Below are 17,306 nucleotides of genomic sequence, written 5' to 3' on the forward strand. Positions count from 1 at the left end.
GGAGAGCTAGCGCGGGGTGAGGACGCCGTCCTCGGCGTCGGCGGCCTCCACCTCGTCCCGCGAGATCCCGAGCAGGTAGAGGATGGAGTCGAGGTAGGGCGTGTTGACCGCGGTGTCGGCGGCCTGCCGCACGACCGGCTTGGCGTTGAACGCGATGCCGAGCCCGGCCGCCGCGATCATGTCCAGGTCGTTGGCGCCGTCGCCGATGGCCACGGTCTGGGAGATCGGCAGGCGGGCCGCGGCGGCGAAGCGCTCGAGGGCCCGCGCCTTGCCCGGCCGGTCCACGATGTCGCCGACGACGCGGCCGGTGAGCCGCCCGTCCACGACCTCCAGGACGTTCGCCGCCGAGTAGTCGATGCCCAGCTCCTCGACCAGCGCGTCGGTGATCTGGGTGAAGCCGCCGCTGACGATGGCGAAGCGGTAGTCGAGCCGCTTGAGCGTGCGGACGAGCGTGCGGGCGCCAGGCGTCAGCACGACCTCCTTGCGCACCTCGGCGAACACCTCCTCGGGCAGCCCCTCCAGCAGCGCCACCCGCTTGCGCAGCGACTCGGCGAAGTCGAGCTCGCCGCGCATGGCCTGCTCGGTGACGCGGGCGACCTCGTCCAGGCAGCCGGCGTGGGCCGCCAGCAGCTCGATGACCTCGCCCTGGATGAGCGTGGAGTCGACGTCCATGACGATGAGCCGCTTGGCCCGGCGGGACAGGCCGGTGCGCTGCACGGCGACGTCGACCTCCTGCGCGGCGGCCTCGGCGGCCAGCTCGACGCGGAGCGAGTCGGGGTTGGCGCCGGAGACGGACAGCTCGATGCAGGTGACGGGCCACTGGGCGAGGCGTTCGATGCGGTCGATGTTGGCGCCGGCGGCGGCGATGCGCCCGGCGATGCCGGCGATCGCGGCCGGCTGGAGCGTGGCGCCGAGGACGCTGACCGACAGCCGCCCGCGGCGGCGCTGCTCCTTGGCCTGGGAGCCGGTGGAGAGCTCGACCTCCATGCCGAGGTCTTCGGCCACCCGCTCGACGGCGGTCCACATGGCGCCGAGCGTCGTGCCGGTGCCGGTGGACGGCCCGCCCGCGTAGGCGACGAGCACGCCGAGCGTGAGCCTGCCTCGGATGACGACCTGCTCGATGTCCGCCACTGTCACGGGAAAGCCGGACAGGACGGAGAAGAGGCGCGAAGTGACGCCGGGCCGGTCGGGGCCGGTCAGGGTGATCAGGAGGGTGCGCTGGTCCACATCCAGCCACGGTACTGCGCCCGGTCCGATGCTCGCGCAGCAGGCTCGCCATTCGGACGCGGGCGCGGCAGCCGGAGGCGTCAGCGCACGACCGTGGTCTTCACGGACTTGGCGAAGAGGTAGCCGGGCACGCCGAGCCGGTCGAGCTCGCGCATGTCCATGTCCTCCATGCCCTGGTCGAGGTTGTAGGAGATGACGCCGAGGGCGGCCCGCTGGGTGCCCCGCGCGCTCTTCTTCGTCTTGGCGTAGAAGGTGACGGAGAACGAGGCGCCGACCTTGATGTCCTTGTCGGCCCAGCAGAAGAAGCCGCGGTCGGAGACCAGCATGCAGTCCATCTTCTTGCCGGTGGAGGAGTAGCGGATGTACCTGGGGTCGACGCCCTTGGGGAAGGCGCCGCCGACGAACCAGGCGTCCGCGGAGGCGAAGTACGGGCCCCTGTTGGTGGCCGAGATCTTGTACTTGATGTAGCTGCCGGCCTTGACCTTCTTGGTCGCCGACACCTGCACCGCGAACGCGGAGTAGGGCTTGGCCGCGGTCTTGGCGGTGGTCGCGGCGGTGGTCGCGGTGGTGGCTGAAGCGGGAACAGCGGGGACGAGCAGGGCGCCGGACGCCAGCATCGCCAGCACGGCACCCTTGGCAAGGGACTTGTGCATTACCTCTCCGGGTAAAGGAATTGGACATGGGGCCGTGTAATACAACAAGCCCCCCGTAAATTGCCCGCTGTGTCTATCACGATCTTAAAATCTGTGTAAAGCGTATTACTTCAGAATCAGGTGCGTGTCGCCGAACTCGTGCCACAAGTACCCCTCCCGCAACGCCTCCTCGTACGCCCGGGCCAGCGCGTCCACGCCCGCGACGGCCGACAACATGAGCAGATGGCTCGACCGCGGCTCGTGCAGCCCGGTGAGCAGCCCGGTCACCGCCCGGACGCCGGTCTCCGGGGTCACCACGTGCCGGGTCCAGCCGGACGCCGCCCGCACCAGGCCGGCCGCGTCCACGGCGCTCTCCAGGGCCCGCACCACGGTCGTCCCGGCCGCGACCACCCGGTTGCCGCTCTCGCGGGCCAGGTTGACCAGGCGTGCGGTCGGGGCGGGCACCGCGTACCGCTCCGCGTAGGGCGGCTCGTCCTTCTCCGGCGAGGCGACCCCGGTGTGCAGGGTGATCGGCGCGATCCCGATCCCGCGCGCCACCAGCGCCGTCACCAGAGCCTCCGTGAACGGCCGCGCCGCGCTCGGCATCTCCGCGCTGCCCGGCACGGTCGCGAACACGGTCTGGTACGCCTCGATCGGCCAGTCCTCCTCCACGTACGAGTACCGGATCGGCGCCCCGTACGCCCGCAGGTACGTCTCCACGTCCCGGTCCAGCTCGGCCCGCCACAGCCGGGGCGTCTCCCGCTCGACGAGCCGCAACGTGGCCCGTCCCGGCAGCGGCAGCCACTCGCCCGGCTCGCCCCCGGCGTACGGCTCGCTCGCCCTGGCGGTGCGCCGCCGCAGCTCGACCAGCCAGGTGCCGTCCTCGCGGGCGGTCGAGAAGTGCACCGCGAGCCGGTCCAGCCGGACCGCGGCGGGCAGCGTCGCCGAGTTGTTGACCACGATCAGGTCGCCGGGGGCCAGCAGGCCGGGCAGGTCGCGGAAGCGGTGGTGGCCGGGGGCCTGGTCGCCGCGCGACACCAGCAGCCGCACGTCGTCGCGCGAGCGGCCGCGCACCTCGGGCGGCTCGTGCGCCGACAGATCGGGCGGCAGCTCGAAGTCGGGCGCGAGGGCGGTCGGTCGGGGGCCTGCCTCGCCGTCGAAGCCGGTGGCGGTCATCGGGCGCTCCCCTCGCTGGTGGGATCCGGTGGAGGTCAAGGGGGTGCTCCCCTCGTTGTGGAGCCCGGTGGCGGTCATTGGAAGGTCACCCGGCCGCTGGCGGGGCGGGACGAGACGAGGTCGTGCAGGGCGGCGGCCACCTTGGCCGGGTCCGCGGCGCCGGCGGCCTCCTCGGCGCCGACGGCGTCGGCGAGCATGCGGGTGTTCATCTCGCCCGGATCGACCCACCAGACCCGGACGTCCGGCTCCTCGGCGGCCAGCACGTTCGAGAGCTGCTCCAGAGCCGCCTTCCCGGCGCCGTAGCCGCCCCAGCCTTCGTAGGCGCCGGTCGCGGCGTCGGAGGTGACGTTCACGATCGCGCCGCGCGCGGCCCGCAGCGCCGGCAGCGTGGCCTGGGCGAGCGCGAGCGGCGCGGTGACGTTCGTGGCCAGCAGCGCGGCGAACGCGTCGAGCGGGAGGTCGGCGAGGCGGGGCAGCGGCGTCGGGCCGAGGTCGCTGGCGTTGTTGACCAGCAGGTCCAGCTCGGGGGCCGCGCTGGCCAGCCGCTCGACGTGCGCGGGGTCGCTCACGTCGCCGGGGATCGCGACGGCGTCCAGCTCGGCGGCGGCGCGTTCGAGGTCGGCGGCGCCGCGGGCGGTGAGCACGAGACGCCAGCCGGCGCCGGCCAGCGACCGCGCCAGGGCCAGGCCGAGCCCGCGGGAGGCCCCGGTGATGATCGCGGTGCGGGTGGAGGTGGTGTGTGTCATGCCTCCGACGCTAGGAACGCGGCGGCGTGCGGACATCGGGCGCGGGACGGGCCCGCCCTGGGCACTTGGTCCTAGGACCCGCGAGCGGGACCAGCACCAGGACCGGAACCAGCACCACCGCCCGGCCCGGCCCGGGGCCGCCGGGTCGCCGGCGGATCCTAAAGTGGATGCCGTGACGGCCGACCGAGACGAGATCCTGCAGGCGGTGAGCTCCGCCGTGCTCGCGGTCACCCGGCACCTGTCCGTCCGTGAGGTGCTGCAGGTGATCGTGCGCTCCGCGCAGCGGCTGCTGGACTGCCGCTACGCCGCGCTCGGCGTGCCCGACGAGGACGGCTCGTTCGCCGAGTTCGTCGCCGAGGGCCTGACGGACAAGCAGTGGGACGCCATCGGGCCGCTGCCCCGCCAGCACGGCATGCTGGGCGCGATGTTGCGCGACGGCGCGCCCGTCCGGCTGCCCGACCTGCGCGCCGACCCGAGGTTCGAGTGGTGGCCGAAGGCGCACCCGGTGATGAAGGACTTCCTCGGCGTCCCCATCCGCGACGGCGAGCAGGTGCTCGGCATCATCTTCCTGGCCAACAAGCGCACGCCGGGCACCGGGTTCACCCAGGCCGACCAGGAGCTGCTGACGTTGTTCGCCGCGCACGCGGCGATCGCGCTGACCAACGCCCGCCTCTACGAGTCCGGCCGCGAGCTGGCCATGCTGGAGGAGCGCAACCGCATGGCGCGGGAGCTGCACGACGCCGTCACGCAGAAGCTGTTCTCGCTGCGGCTCAGCGCCCAGGCGGCGGGCACGATGCTGGCCAAGGGCCCCGACAGCGCCGGCCAGGTGGCGGCGGAGCTCGAACGCGTCCAGCGCCTGGCCGGCGAGGCGCTGGCCGAGCTGCGCGCGGTGATCGTGGAGCTGCGCCCGGCCGAGCTGGACCGGCACGGGCTGGCCGAGACGCTGCGCAAGCACGTCCGGCTGCTGGACCGGCTGCATCCGCCGGCGTTGTCGTTCGAGTGCGGCGAGCTGCCGCCGCTGAAGGCGGCGGTCGAGGTGGCGGTGCTGCGGGTGGCCCAGGAGGCGCTGCACAACGCGCTGCGGCACTCGGGCGCCGCCACGGTGGGCGTCCGCCTGGCCTTCGAGGACGACACGCTGAGGCTGACCGTGCGCGACGACGGCGGCGGGTTCGAGGAAGGGGAGTCGCGCGGCCTCGGGCTGGTCTCGATGCGCGACCGGGCCGAGGCGGTCGGCGGCGTGCTGAGCGTCGAGTCGGCGCCGGGCCGGGGGACCACGGTGCGCGTGGAGGTGGGCGGGTGATCCGGGTGCTGATCGCCGACGATCATCCGGTGGTGCGGCAGGGGCTGCGGACGTTCCTCGACCTGCAGGACGACATCACCGTCGTCGGCGAGGCGGGCGACGGCGCGCAGGCCGTCGAGCTGGTCGGGGAGCTGGCCCCCGACGTGCTGCTGCTGGACCTGAAGATGCCGGTGCTGGACGGCCTCGGCGCGCTGGAGCGGCTGACCGGCGGCCCCACGCGGGTGGTGGTGCTGACGTCGGTGAGCGACCGCGGCGACGTGGGCCCGGCCATGCGGGCCGGCGCGGCCGGCTTCCTCTACAAGGACGTCGACCCCAATGCCCTGGTGCAGGCGGTCCGGGCGGTGCACGGCGGCCAGGTGCTGCTGGCGCCCGAGGCCGCGGAGGCGATGCTGGCCGGGGAGGGCGCCCGGCAGGACGGGCCGGCGCCGGTGCCGCTCACCGAGCGCGAGCGCGAGGTCCTGCGGCTCATCGCGGCCGGCCGGTCCAACCGGGAGATCGCGCGGGCGCTGGCCGTGGCGGAGAAGACGGTCAAGACGCACGTGTCGAACGTGCTGATGAAGCTCGGCGTCCAGGACCGCACCCAGGCGGCCCTCTGGGCGGTCCGCCACGGGCTCGGGTGAGCACGTGACGCGGCTCACGTGGTGAGCGCGTACTTGTGCGCCGAACGAAGCACCGCCGCGGCCTACCGTCGGGGGCGTCGATCGGACGCACGTCGAACGGAGAACACACCATGTCCGTCAAGTCTCGAACCGCGCTCGCCAAGCGGCTGACGGCCGTCGCGGCCGCCGCCGTCGCCACGGGAGCCGTCCTGGCCGGGCCGGCCCGGGCAGCCGGTGAAGACCTGCAGGTCACGCTCAGGTTATGCACCATTTTCGCGAACAACATCAGCTGCGCCCAGGACTACGTCCTGGACAAGGACCCGGTGCCGGCGGGCTCGCCGTTCCGCCGGAACTACTTCCTCATCCACCGGCCGAACAGCGTGGTGCAGAGCAATTTCAACGTCCAGGTCTTCAGGAACGACGCGAACGGTCCGGTGATCGCGCAGACCAAGTCCGTCCTGCTGATCGACCAGCAGACGGGCAAGACGCTCGCCTCGGCGACCGGGCCGCTGGTCACGCTCGCGCCGAACGTGTCGACCATCAAGAACCTGTCGGTGTCGGAGCCGAGCAACCCCAGCCAGGCCAACAGCGGCTACCAGATCACCTGGCACAAGTGATCAGGGGCTGCGCAGCGGCTCGAAGATCGCGTGGTGCGCGGCCACGAGGGCGCGGCGCACCGCCCGGTCCAGCTCGCGCAGCGCGTGCCCCCGGGCGGCCACCTGCCCCGAGGTGATGCCCCGCTCGTCGGCCAGCCGCAGCACCGCCGCCAGCCGGGCGGCCAGCGCGGAGACGCGGTGGGCGCGGGCGGGGTAGCCGGGGGCCAGCTCGCCGCCCCGGCCGCCCAGCTCGGGACGGGCCTGGGCGGGGCCGTCGACGGACGACAGCGCCTCGGTGGCGGCGCGCATGGCTCCCGACAGCTCGCGCTCGGCCTCGGCCAGCGACGGCAGGTCGTGCCGGGCCGGGCCGGACTCGTGCACGTCGAGGCGGACCCCGACGTAGGACGAGCCGCGCCGGTCGGGCGCGGGCACCAGGCCGAGGTTGCGGTCGTCGAGCACGGCGATCGCGGCCTGGCCGGCGTCCACCGCCGCCGCGTTGAACGAGGCCGGCCCGGACAGCCCGAGCGGGTCGCCGGGCGCGGGCAGGGCCAGGCGCAGCTCGCGGAGGCCGCCCGCCCGCAGGTTCGCGAGGTAGGCCCGGAGCGGGACCTCGCCCGCGACGGCGGGCCCGCCGGCGGCTTCCACGTGGTCGGCCGCCTCGTCGAGGCCCACGTGACCGGCGAGCCACGCGTTGCCCCAGGCGACCAGGGAGGGACAGACAGGCGATTCAGGGCGCACCGATCCACGATAAGCGCTCGCCCTGCAATAGGTTTGTCCCGAGGGTGACTCCTGAAGGAGGTAACGGGGATGGGTGGTCAGGTGCTGCGGCTCCAGGACGTCGCCGTCAGGCGGGACGGAGCGGCCCTGCTGCGCGGCATCGACTGGACGGTCGGCGAGGACGAGCGGTGGGTCGTCATCGGCGCCAACGGTGCGGGCAAGACCACGTTGCTGCAGGTCGCGGCCACGTTGTTGTATCCGAGCGAGGGCGTGATCGAGGTGCTGGGCGAGCGGCTGGGGCAGGCCGACGTCTTCGAGCTGCGGCCCCGCATCGGCCTGGCGAGCGCGGCGCTGGCCGAGCGCATCCCGCCGGAGGAGAAGGTCATCGACCTCGTCCTGACGGCGTCGTACGGGGTGATGGGCCGCTGGACGGAGGAGTACGACTCCAACGACGTGACCCGGGCCGTCGAGCTGATCGACATGATGGGCGCGGCTCACCTGATCAGGCGCAGGTTCGGCACGCTGTCGGAGGGCGAGCGCAAGCGGGTGCAGATCGCCCGCGCCCTCATGCCCGACCCCGAGCTGCTGCTGCTCGACGAGCCGGCCGCCGGGCTCGACCTGGGCGGGCGCGAGGACCTGGTGCGGCGGCTGTCGGCGCTGGCTGGCGACTACCGCTCGCCGACGCTGGTGCTGGTGACGCACCACGTGGAGGAGGTGCCGATCGGGTTCACCCACGGGCTGCTGCTGCGGCACGGCTCGGTGGTGGCGCAGGGGCCGCTGGAGCACGTGATGACGGCCGACAACCTGTCGCAGACGTTCGGGGTGCCGCTGACATTGGAGCGCAGCCCGGAGGGCCGGTGGTATGCCCGGGCGTACTAGGCCCGGCCGTGCTTACTTGATCGCCATTTATCGACATAAAAAACGAATTAGGATCTCCGCAGCCGGTTCCCTCGACTTCGGAGCGTCGCCATGACCGTCGAGCAGCTCGTCGTGGTCCTCGTCGTGGTCCTCGCGGTGATCTTCGGGGTGGTCCGCACCGTCCGCATCATCCCCCAGGCCACGGCGGCCATCGTCGAGCGGCTCGGGCGCTACCACCGGACGCTGCGGCCCGGCCTCAACCTGGTCGTGCCCTTCATCGACCGCATCAAGGACATGATCGACCTGCGCGAGCAGGTGGTGTCGTTCCCGCCGCAGCCGGTCATCACCTCCGACAACCTGGTGGTCTCCATCGACACCGTGATCTACTTCCAGGTCACGAACCCGAAGGCGGCCACGTACGAGATCGCGAACTTCCTCACCGGCGTCGAGCAGCTCACGGTCACCACGCTCCGCAACGTGGTCGGCGGCATGGACCTGGAACGCACGCTGACCTCCCGCGAGGACATCAACACCGCCCTTCGCGGCGTCCTCGACGAGGCCACCGGCAAATGGGGCATCCGGGTCAACCGGGTGGAGCTGAAGGCCATCGACCCGCCCGCCTCCATCCAGGACTCGATGGAGAAACAGATGCGCGCCGACCGCGACAAGCGGGCCGCGGTGCTGGCCGCCGAGGGTCAGCGGCAGGCGGCGATCCTCCAGGCCGAGGGCGAGAAGCAGGCGTCGGTGCTGCGGGCCCGCGGCGAGGCCGAGGCGGCCGTGCTGCGCGCGCAGGCCGAGGCCGAGGCCCAGGCCATGCGCGCCAAGGGCCAGGCGGACGCGATCGGCATGGTGTTCCGGGCCATCCACGACGGCAAGCCGGACCAGCAGCTCCTCGCTTACCAGTACCTCCAGACCCTGCCTGAGATCGCCAAAGGCGAGGCCAATAAAATCTGGATCGTCCCATCGGAGATGGGAAAAGTCCTGGAGAGCCTTGGCGGCCTGTTCACACCCCCCAAGAGCCCAGACACGTAAGGAGTGCTCGTGACGGGGTGGGAACTGGTCGCGGTCTGCGCGGCCGGCGTGGTGGCCGGAGCCATCAACGCGGTCGTCGGGTCGGGCTCGCTGATCACGTTCCCGACGCTGGTGGCGATGGGCGTCGACCCCGTGACCGCCAACGTCTCCAACACGATCGGCCTGGTGCCCGGCTCCTTCACCGGCGCCTACGGCTACCGCGCCGAGCTGAGCGGCCAGCGCGAGCGGCTGCTGCGCCTGGGCCTCGCCTCGGCGCTCGGCGCGCTGATCGGCGGCGTCCTGCTGCTGTTCCTCGACCCTGACGTGTTCCAGATCGTGGTGGTCGTGCTCATCGCCCTCGCCTGCGTGCTGGTCGTGGTGCAGCCGCGGCTCAACCGGTGGCTGGCCGACCGGCGCGAGCACGCGAGCCCGCACGGCGGCCTCGCGCTGTGGCTGGGCGTGCTGGCCGCCGGTGTCTACGGCGGCTACTTCGGCGCGGCCCAGGGCGTGCTGCTGATCGGCCTGCTCGGCAGCTTCCTCGACGAGCACCTGCAACGCGTCAACGCGGCCAAGAACGTGCTCGCGCTGATCGTCAACGGCGTGGCGGCCGTGCTGTTCGTCCTCGTCGCCGACGTGGACTGGCAGGCCGTGGCCGGCGTGGCCCTGGGCGCGATCGCGGGCGGCTTCCTGGGGGCCCGGATGGGCCGGCGGATCCCGGCCCCGGTGCTGCGCGGCGTCATCGTGACCGTGGGAGTCGCGGCGATTATCGTACTGGTGTACGGATAGCGTGAAACGGGTATGACCCGGACATGAAGGGTGACCGGGTGGAGATCGTCATCGACGCGGGGGGCTCGCCCCGCACGTACGAGATCGCCGCCACCCGCGCGGGCCGGCGGGTGGAGATCGCCACGCGCCGGGGGCTCGTCGAGGTGAGCGAGGTCACCCGCGGCGGCACCCCCGTGCGCACGGCGAGGTTCATGTCCAGCCGGGTCCTCGCCCTGGTCGAGCATCCCGCCGCCGAGCCCGCCGACGGTTCCGGCGGAGCTAGCTGAAGTCCGCCGCGTGGTCCTCGGCCCACTGCCGGAAGGTCAGCGCGGGCCGGCCGAGCAGCCGCCGCACGGTGTCGGTGACGACCTCGGGGGCGCTCACGAAGCTCTCCCAGGTGCGCAGCGCGCTCTCCACGAACGCGGGCGCGCCCCACACCGCCGTGAGCTGCTCGCGGGCCTCCTCCGGCGGCTGCTCCTCCCAGCGCACCTCGCGCCCGATCGCCTCGCCGATCACCCGCACCTGCTCGGCCTGCGTCAGCCGGTCCGGGCCGGTCAGCACGTATGCCGCCCCGTTGTGCCCCGCCGAGGTCAGCACGTGCGCCGCCACCGCCGCGATGTCCCTCTCGTGGATCAGCGAGCGCGCCGCCCGCCCGAACGGCCAGCGCACCACGCCCCGCCGCACCTGGTCCGCCCAGAGGAGGGTGTTGACGGCGAAGCCGGCGGGCCGCAGGAACGTCCAGCCGAGGCCCGAGTGCCGGACCAGCCGCTCCAGCTCGTGGTAGTGGCTCTCCGGGGCGTCGGCCCCGGTGGCCGACAGGAGCACCACGCGCCGGGCGTGCTTGGCGATGGCGGTGACCACCTGGTCGGCGCCGTCCGCGGTGAAGGCGGGCCAGAGCAGGAAGACGCTCTCGACGTCCCGCAGCGCCGGTTCGAGGGTCTCGGGCGCGGTCAGGTCGCCCCGCACGGTCTCCACCGGCAGTGCCGCCCGCCCGGGGTCACGGGCGAGCGCCCGCACGTCCAGCCCGCCCTCGCCGAGCTGGGAGACCAACTGCCTGCCGACATTCCCGGTCGCGCCGGTCACCAGAATCTTGCTCATGACACGACCGTAGAACCTCAAGCAAGGTTCAGGTCAACGGTCGCACCTGGATCGTGCCGTCACGCCTGACGCGCGTCTCGAACGTGGGCGCGGGCGCGGTCGCCGGCCCGTGCCGCACCGAGCCGTCGTTCAGCCGGAACGTGCTGCCGTGCCACGGGCACACCACGCACGCCTCGCCGTTCTCCATGACCAGCCGGCCCTGGTGCAGCGGGCCCGCGAGGTGCGGGCAGAGGTCGGCGAGCACGGTGACGGCCTCGCCCTGCCGCAGCACGAAGAGCTGGATGTAGCCGAGCCGCCGGGCGACGGGCCGGCCGTCCGGCAGGTCCTTGATCGGGCACAGGTCGTGCCAGCCCAGCGGCACCAGGTGGGTGACCTGCGGCGCGTGGTTGGCGCCCGCGGCCTGGCGGTAGGCCAGGTGGCCGCCCAGGTACGCCCCCAGCATGCCGACGCCGAGCCCGGCGAAGGAGAGCATGCGGCCGGTCCGCTCGCGTCCGCGCAGGCGGACCAGCAGCGAGGCGGAGAACAGCCCCAGGGCGGTCAGATTGCCGGCCATGTGGACGAAACCCACCCGCTGCTGCTCGCGGTGCAGCGACGACCAGTCGGTCAGCCCGGCCGCCGCCGTGGGCAGCGAGCCGGCGATGCCGGTGGCCAGCAGCAGCCGGGCCGCGCGCGGGTCGGCGCCGGCCGCGTCCAGCACGGCGGCGGACACCCAGCAGCCCAGCGTGACCGAGGCCAGCGGCGGGTGCAGCGGCTCGCCGATCGGCACGCCGTGCAACAGGTCGCGCAGCCAGCCGGGCTTCACCCGCTCGCGGACGGTCTTGGCCAGCCCCCTGATCGGCGCGTCCATGGCCTTCGACTTCTCCAGCCGATCGGCCAGAGCGACCGGACCGGCGAATCCCTTCAATTGCCGACGCTTCGCTCGTACTGTCTCTTTCACGACAAGTCCCCTACCCCGGGCATACGGGGATCACTCGGCGAGGTGTCCCCTGGCCACCGAGAGTTCGACCAGTTCCAGGGCGTACCTGCCGAGCGTGGGCGAGCCCTCCTCGATGATGCGCACCTTCTCGCGCACCTGCGCGGCCCGCACCTTGAACAGCGGCCAGGTGCCGCCCTCGGTGTGATGGTTGGCCAGGATCGGGGCGAAGCGGTCGAGCGCCTTGGCGAACTTCGCCTCCGGCGTCTTGCGCTCCTCGAACTCGTCCCAGAGCGCCCGCAGCTCCATGCCCTGCTCGGCGGGCAGCAGGCCGAAGATGCGGTCGGCGGCGGCCCGCTCGGCGCCGGCCTGCGCGGCGACCTCGACCGGGTCGTAGATGAACGTGTCACCGGCGTCGATCTCCACCAGGTCGTGCACCAGCAGCATGGCCGCCACCCGCTGGAGGTCGGTCCCCGGCGGGGCATGCTCGCCGAGGACCATCGCCAACGTGCCCACGTACCAGGAGTGCTCGGCGGTGTTCTCCCGGCGCGAGCCGTCGATGAGATGGTTGCGGCGGATGATCCGCTTCAACTTGTCGATCTCGATGGCGAAGGCGATCTGGGCGTTCAGGCGGTCCTCTTCTGGCGCGATAGTCACGCGCAGCACCCTAATGTGCGCTGATCACCCCGGTTGGTGAAATCGTGACCGGAACTCCGTTGAACACCGCGTTGCCGCTGGGCGCATCGACGGCGTCGTCGTCGGTGAGATCGTTCACGCTGACGCCCGCGTGCTCGGCCGCGACGCGCTGCGCGCTGCCCGCGTGACCCCACCCGTGGGGCAGGCTGACCACGCCCGGCATGATCGTGTCCGTGGGCTCCAGCGCCACCGTGAGCCGCCCCTTCGCCGAGCGCACCTCCGCCTCGCCGGCCAGGCCCAGCCGGGCCACGTCGGCCGGGTTGATCTGCAGCGTGCAGGCGTTGCTGCCGCCGACCAGCGGGCCGACGTTGTGCAGCCAGCTGTTGTTGGAGCGCAGGTGCCGGCGGCCGATGAGGACCATCTCCGGCGGCTCCTCCTCCAGCTTCGCGCGCAGCCGCTCGACGTCGTCGAGCAGCCGCGGCGGGGCCAGCTCGATCCGCCCCGAGGGGGTCCTCAGCACCTCGCCGAGCCGCGGCTCCAGCGGGCCGAGGTCGAGGCCGTGCGGATGGTCGAGCAGCTTGCGCAGCGACAGGTCGCCCTTGCCGGCCCACTCGCCGTACGGGCCGAGCCGCAGCATCAGGTCGAGCCGCCGCTCGCCGCCGGTCTCGCCCTCCAGCGCGGCGCGCAGCTCGGCCACGTCCCGGCCCTCGACGCCGGAGCCGGGCGTCTCGGTGGCCTTGCGCAGCGTCTCGTCGATGACGAACGCGTCCAGGTCGCCCTCCAGGCCGCTGGCGATCATGGCCAGCCTGGCCAGGATCTGGGCCTCCGAGGGCTGCCCGTCCAGCGGCAGCAGCGGGGGCGAGTAGCGGGCGTAGTTGCGCACCGCGAAGCCGAGCAGCGCGAAGTCGTAGTGGCCGGACTGCAGCACGCGCGGCGGCGGCAGGATGACGTTCGCGTGCCGGGTGGTCTCGTTCAGGTACGGGTCCACGCTCACCATGAAGTCGAGGCGTTCGAAGGCCGCGTCCAGCCGGGCCCCGTGGGGCGCCGACAGCACCGGGTTGCCCGCGATCGTGAGCAGGAAGCGCACCTGGCCCTCGCCGGGCGTCTCGATCTCGTCGGCGAGCGTGGCCACCGGCAGCTCGCCGTTGGCCTCCGGCAGGCCGCGCACCCGGCTCTTCCACCGGCCCAGCGCGTACGGCCGCCGCCGCGCCGCGAACTCCGTGGCGGGCTTGGGGAACATCGCCCCGCCCGGCCGGTCGAGGTTGCCGGTGAGCACGTTGAGCACGTCCACCAGCCATTGGGCCAGCGTGCCGAACTCGGCCGTGCAGGTGCCCATCCTGGCGTACACGGCGGCCGTGCGCGCCGCGGCCAGCTCCCGCGCCAGCCGCCTGATCACCTCGGCGGGCACGCCGGTGCGCCGCGCCACCGCCTCCGGCGGGAAGTGCTTGGCCGCCTCCCGCAGCTCCTCCAGGCCGTTGAGCGCCTGCGCCGGCCGCGCCAGGTCCTCGGCGAGCAGAGTGTGGACCATGCCGAACAGCAGGTACGCGTCCGTTCCCGGCCGGACGAAGACGTGCTCGTCGGCCAGCGCGGCGGTGCGCGTGCGGCGCGGGTCCACCACGACCAGCCGCCCGCCGCGCCCGCGCAGCGCCTTGAGCCGCCCGGGGAAGTCGGGCGCGGTGCACAACGAGCCGTTGGACTCCAGCGGGTTGGCCCCAAGCATCAGCAGGTGATCGGTGCGGTCGAGGTCGGGGACCGGGATGGCCAGCGGGTGGCCGAACATCAGGCCGCTCGCCACGTGCTTCGGCATCTGGTCGGCGGTGGCGGCGGTGAAGACGTTGCGGGTGCCGAGCGCCTTGATCAGCGGACCGGCGTACAGCGCGCCCGCCATGGTGTGCGCGTTCGGGTTGCCCAGGTAGACGGCGACGGAGCTGCGGTCGGCCACGCGGTCGAGGCCCGCCTTGACGGCCGCGAACGCCTCGTCCCAGCCGGCCTCGCGCCACAGCTCGCCCTCGCGGATGATGGGCTTGCGCAGCCGGTCGGGGTCCTCGTCGAGGCGGCCCAGACTGGCCCCCTTGGGGCAGATGAAGCCCTTGCTGAACGGATCGTCCTTGTCGCCGCGGACGCTGGTCACGTGCCCGCCCTCGTCGAGGGTGAGCGTCAGGCCGCAGACGGCCTCGCACAGGGGACAAGTCCGGTGGACGGTCGACGTCATCACGACTCCTGAGTTCGCCAGATGAACTCATCTTGGCCCGAGCCGCGCGCATGGGGAAGCCCCGGAGCCCCCGCGGTCTCCGGGGCTTACCCCCTGGGGAAGGCCCCATTTATCCCCAGGCTTCTAGCCGATCAGCGCCGGCTCCCGTGGACGGCGCAGATCAGGCGGCTCCTTCAGGTCGGGCCGGAGCGGGACCCAGGCGCGCCGGCCGAAGAGCCGGTCGAGCCCGGGGCCGGCGGCGCCGGGCGTCTCGTCCCGCCGGACGACCTCCACGACGACGAACTGGGCCCGCGCGCGGTGCCGGTAGACGCTCGCGCTCCTCGCCCAGCAGGCCGCGGCGATCTCCTCGCTGTAGGCCTCGAACTCCTCGGCGCTGATCCCGGCCCGCGTGAGGATCAGCGCCTTCTCGCCGGTGGCGGTCGGGGTGATCCACAGGATCAGCGGGATGCGCCCGGCGCGGGTGTGCATCGTCGTCTCCAGGCAGACCCGCTGCAGGCGGTGCCGGGAGACGACGCACCAGTAGTGCGCGGCGATCCAGCCCCGGCCGGCCCTGGTGGCCGCCGGGACGGAGATCGCGCCGGCCGTCAGCGCGAGGGGCAGGAGGTGGCCGTCGCCCGCGGCCCGCACCAGGAGCGTGCCCGCCAGCCCGAGAACGGCGGCCAGCAGCAGCTCGGTGCGCGCCCGCCAGAGCCGGACCAGGGGCCCGCCGCCCCGCGCGGCGGGCAGGTCCTCGTTGGCGGGGTAGATCTGGTTGCGCGGGTTCCTCGGCACCTCACGTCACCTCCTCGTGCACCCTGCCGGGCACGCGGAGCTGGTCGAACCGTGGGTCGCGGTAGCGGCGCGCGCCGAAACCCGTCCTGGTCACGGTCCAGCCGACGTGGTAGGCGAACTCGTCGGGCTCCATGCAGATCTCGCGGTCGGCATAAGCGAGGAGTTCCCGAATCCGGGACTTGATTCGGCCAGGTCCCTTGGTACCTTGTGAGTACATAGAAGACCCCTTTCGCGGCATTTCTAGAGGTGGCTTCTTTGCCGGTCCGTCGGCTGGCGGCCGGTGCTCCCGCAGGGTGGCAGCCCATATGCGGAAGCCAGGTCGTCAGCCGCGGCCCGGCCTTTTTCGTGCCCGTGGCACGGGGTGCGCTGATCGCTCAGCGCTGCACTCGTCAGGTGGTCACACGTTCCTTCCGGCGGGGCGCCTCCCAGGTGGTGAGTGTCGATTCCGGGACGGCGACGTTGCCGGAGGAACGGCCCGGCATGCTCGGGCGCGTGGTCACAAGGGGGAGGCCCGGTACGTGCGGCGAAGTCGTCATGCCCGGCCTCCTCACATCCGAGAAAAACCTTTCTGGCTCGATCGTCCTCCGCGGGAGGGCCTGCTGCAATACCTCAAGCAAGGAAGATTTGCATTTTTTCGCTTCTTGCGCGGACGATTGCGGTGCAAGTTGCACGGAGGCATCGATCAAGGACGTTTCCTTGCTCCTACGCTCTCTCCGTGACAGCCTTCTCGCAAGGGCGTGTGGCACTGCTCGTGCAACTTGCAGTGTAAGATTGGGCGAACGGCCCAAAACGCCGTCCTCGAAACGGTCCCCGCCGGCTACACCTTCCTTACGGACAAGGAGAGCGGACGGTGCCATCGCAGCAGGGCAGTCCGACGGTACGCAGGCTCCGGCTCGGCCAGGAGTTGCGTTTGCTGCGTGAGCGTAACAAGCTCACCGGCGCCAAGGCGGCCAAGGAGCTCGGCTGGTCCGCCAGCAAGGTCAGTCGCATCGAGGCCGCCCGTACGATGCCCAGTGCCGACGACATCAAGGCCCTGGTGAAGCTCTACCGCGTCGACGGCGGCAAATTTGACGAACTCATCGGCCTGTTGCGGGATGCGGAGCAGCGCGGGTGGTGGGAGGATTACGAAGAAGCCCTGCCCGAGGAGTACACCAGATTCCTGGGGCTGGAGGCGGAGGCGATCTGCCAGCGATCCTGGGAACCGCAGATCGTGCCGGGCCTCCTGCAGACCGAGGATTACGCGCGGGAGGTCATCCTGGCCACCCGCGGCATCGCGCGCATCACGCACAGCGGTGTCCGCAGCCGCGTCGAGGCCCGCCTCGATCGGCAGCGCCGCGTCCTGCATCGCCCGGAGGCGTGCCGGCTCACGGTCGTGCTCGACGAATCGGTGCTGATGCGCCGCTTCGGCGAACCCTCGGTGATGCGCGAGCAGATGGAACATCTGCTGGAGATTTCACTGCTGCCGCACGTGAAGCTGCACGTCCTGACCCTGGACTCCCTGCACCCGGTCAACACCGGGCCTTTTATTCATCTGCAGTTTGCGGCGTTTGACGATGTTGTGTACCTAGAACAGCTGTATACTGCCAGCTTCGTCGAAGACCTCCAACTCGTGGCCGGATACGAAACCGCCTTCGAACACATAAGGGCGGAGGCCCTGGACGAGGACGAATCACGCGTTCTGATCCAGCGCAAGGCCATGGTGTGGCGCCGTTGACGACGACCACCTCAACAAGGGGCAATGACGCCCCTTCAGCTATTTGGGGAGATAATGCACAACCACCTTTCCAGGGCGGCTTGGCGGAAGAGCACCTTCTGCAATGGCGCAGACGCCTGTGTCGAGGTAGCGCCCCTCTCCGACGGCAACGTCGCGCTGCGTGACAGCAAGGTGCAGGACGGCCCGGTCCTCGTGTTCACTCCGGCGGAGTGGGCCGCGTTCACCTCGGGCGTCCGTGACGGCGAATTCGACCTGTCGACGCTCGCCGGAGCCTGAGAAAGGAAACGGCCCGGCGACGTTGTTGACGGCAACACCGCAGGGCCGGCCCCCGCTGG

General features: G+C 72.1%; 20 protein-coding genes. 9 read left to right on the plus strand and 11 right to left on the minus strand.

All coding sequences use genetic code 11. The annotated features are described in order from the left end of the window. Positions 1–6: 6 nt before the first annotated feature. The 4 genes from serB to MF672_RS12405 all read right to left on the minus strand — a co-directional run bounded on the left by serB (position 7) and on the right by MF672_RS12405 (position 3,781). Positions 7–1,227 (minus strand): phosphoserine phosphatase SerB, encoded by a 1,221-nt coding sequence (serB, locus tag MF672_RS12390; RefSeq protein ID WP_242374178.1) that lies wholly within the window; start codon positions 1,225–1,227, stop codon positions 7–9. Between the two features lie 80 nt (positions 1,228–1,307). Further along, positions 1,308–1,880 (minus strand): hypothetical protein, encoded by a 573-nt coding sequence (locus MF672_RS12395; protein ID WP_242374177.1) that lies wholly within the window; start codon positions 1,878–1,880, stop codon positions 1,308–1,310. A gap of 105 nt (positions 1,881–1,985) precedes the next feature. Beyond that, positions 1,986–3,035: an S-adenosylmethionine:tRNA ribosyltransferase-isomerase gene (locus MF672_RS12400; protein ID WP_242374176.1), complete on the minus strand. Its 1,050-nt coding sequence runs from the start codon at positions 3,033–3,035 to the stop codon at positions 1,986–1,988. A 74-nt stretch (positions 3,036–3,109) separates the two neighbouring features. Next, a complete protein-coding gene (locus tag MF672_RS12405) occupies positions 3,110–3,781 on the minus strand; it encodes an SDR family oxidoreductase (RefSeq protein WP_242374175.1) in 672 nt (223 codons plus the stop codon). Between the two features lie 172 nt (positions 3,782–3,953). Here MF672_RS12405 and MF672_RS12410 point away from each other — a divergent pair, with 172 nt between their 5' ends. The 3 genes from MF672_RS12410 (at position 3,954) to MF672_RS12420 (ending at position 6,297) form a co-directional block, all read left to right on the plus strand. Continuing rightward, positions 3,954–5,081: a GAF domain-containing sensor histidine kinase gene (locus MF672_RS12410; protein WP_242374174.1), complete on the plus strand. Its 1,128-nt coding sequence runs from the start codon at positions 3,954–3,956 to the stop codon at positions 5,079–5,081. Next, entirely contained in the window at positions 5,078–5,701 is a 624-nt protein-coding gene (locus tag MF672_RS12415) for a response regulator (RefSeq protein WP_242374173.1), read from the plus strand. Before MF672_RS12410 ends, MF672_RS12415 begins: the two co-directional genes overlap by 4 nt. A 110-nt stretch (positions 5,702–5,811) precedes the next feature. After that, complete coding sequence (locus MF672_RS12420) at positions 5,812–6,297, plus strand: hypothetical protein (protein WP_242374172.1); 486 nt, start codon at positions 5,812–5,814, stop codon at positions 6,295–6,297. Here MF672_RS12420 and MF672_RS12425 read toward each other — a convergent pair whose 3' ends face one another. Beyond that, positions 6,298–7,014, minus strand: coding sequence for an Rv1486c family protein (locus tag MF672_RS12425; protein ID WP_242374171.1), 717 nt, complete (start codon positions 7,012–7,014; stop codon positions 6,298–6,300). Positions 7,015–7,083: 69 nt separating this feature from the next. Here MF672_RS12425 and MF672_RS12430 point away from each other — a divergent pair, with 69 nt between their 5' ends. The 4 genes from MF672_RS12430 to MF672_RS12445 all read left to right on the plus strand — a co-directional run bounded on the left by MF672_RS12430 (position 7,084) and on the right by MF672_RS12445 (position 9,914). Next, positions 7,084–7,872: an ABC transporter ATP-binding protein gene (locus MF672_RS12430; protein WP_242374170.1), complete on the plus strand. Its 789-nt coding sequence runs from the start codon at positions 7,084–7,086 to the stop codon at positions 7,870–7,872. 90 nt (positions 7,873–7,962) lie between these two features. Continuing rightward, a complete protein-coding gene (locus tag MF672_RS12435) occupies positions 7,963–8,883 on the plus strand; it encodes an SPFH domain-containing protein (RefSeq protein WP_242374169.1) in 921 nt (306 codons plus the stop codon). A gap of 9 nt (positions 8,884–8,892) precedes the next feature. Then, positions 8,893–9,648 carry a sulfite exporter TauE/SafE family protein gene (locus MF672_RS12440; protein WP_242374168.1) on the plus strand — a complete coding sequence of 252 codons (756 nt, stop codon included), beginning with the start codon at positions 8,893–8,895 and terminating at the stop codon, positions 9,646–9,648. Positions 9,649–9,671: 23 nt separating this feature from the next. Further along, on the plus strand, positions 9,672–9,914 hold the full coding sequence (locus MF672_RS12445) for a DUF8836 family protein (protein ID WP_242374167.1): 243 nt from the start codon (positions 9,672–9,674) through the stop codon (positions 9,912–9,914). On the opposite strand, the gene MF672_RS12450 is transcribed toward MF672_RS12445, so the two are convergent. The 6 genes from MF672_RS12450 to MF672_RS51325 all read right to left on the minus strand — a co-directional run bounded on the left by MF672_RS12450 (position 9,907) and on the right by MF672_RS51325 (position 15,390). Continuing rightward, positions 9,907–10,725 (minus strand): NAD(P)H-binding protein, encoded by an 819-nt coding sequence (locus tag MF672_RS12450; protein ID WP_242374166.1) that lies wholly within the window; start codon positions 10,723–10,725, stop codon positions 9,907–9,909. The genes MF672_RS12445 and MF672_RS12450 overlap by 8 nt on opposite strands. A 28-nt stretch (positions 10,726–10,753) precedes the next feature. Further along, positions 10,754–11,629: a Rieske (2Fe-2S) protein gene (locus tag MF672_RS12455; RefSeq protein ID WP_242374165.1), complete on the minus strand. Its 876-nt coding sequence runs from the start codon at positions 11,627–11,629 to the stop codon at positions 10,754–10,756. Positions 11,630–11,692: 63 nt separating this feature from the next. Further along, a complete protein-coding gene (locus MF672_RS12460; RefSeq protein ID WP_242374164.1) occupies positions 11,693–12,304 on the minus strand; it encodes an HD domain-containing protein in 612 nt (203 codons plus the stop codon). 1 nt (position 12,305) lies between these two features. Beyond that, a complete protein-coding gene (locus MF672_RS12465; protein ID WP_242374163.1) occupies positions 12,306–14,486 on the minus strand; it encodes a molybdopterin-dependent oxidoreductase in 2,181 nt (726 codons plus the stop codon). 123 nt (positions 14,487–14,609) lie between these two features. Beyond that, positions 14,610–15,257: a hypothetical protein gene (locus MF672_RS12470; RefSeq protein ID WP_242374162.1), complete on the minus strand. Its 648-nt coding sequence runs from the start codon at positions 15,255–15,257 to the stop codon at positions 14,610–14,612. 1 nt (position 15,258) lies between these two features. Further along, entirely contained in the window at positions 15,259–15,390 is a 132-nt protein-coding gene (locus MF672_RS51325) for a hypothetical protein (RefSeq protein ID WP_302893198.1), read from the minus strand. A 717-nt stretch (positions 15,391–16,107) separates the two neighbouring features. Between MF672_RS51325 and MF672_RS12475 the strand changes: the two genes are divergently transcribed. After that, entirely contained in the window at positions 16,108–16,971 is an 864-nt protein-coding gene (locus MF672_RS12475) for a helix-turn-helix domain-containing protein (RefSeq protein ID WP_242374161.1), read from the plus strand. Between the two features lie 54 nt (positions 16,972–17,025). Further along, entirely contained in the window at positions 17,026–17,247 is a 222-nt protein-coding gene (locus MF672_RS12480) for a DUF397 domain-containing protein (RefSeq protein ID WP_242374160.1), read from the plus strand. Positions 17,248–17,306: the final 59 nt, after the last annotated feature.

Source organism: Actinomadura luzonensis (assembly GCF_022664455.2).
In the GTDB taxonomy this organism is placed as follows: domain Bacteria; phylum Actinomycetota; class Actinomycetes; order Streptosporangiales; family Streptosporangiaceae; genus Nonomuraea; species Nonomuraea luzonensis.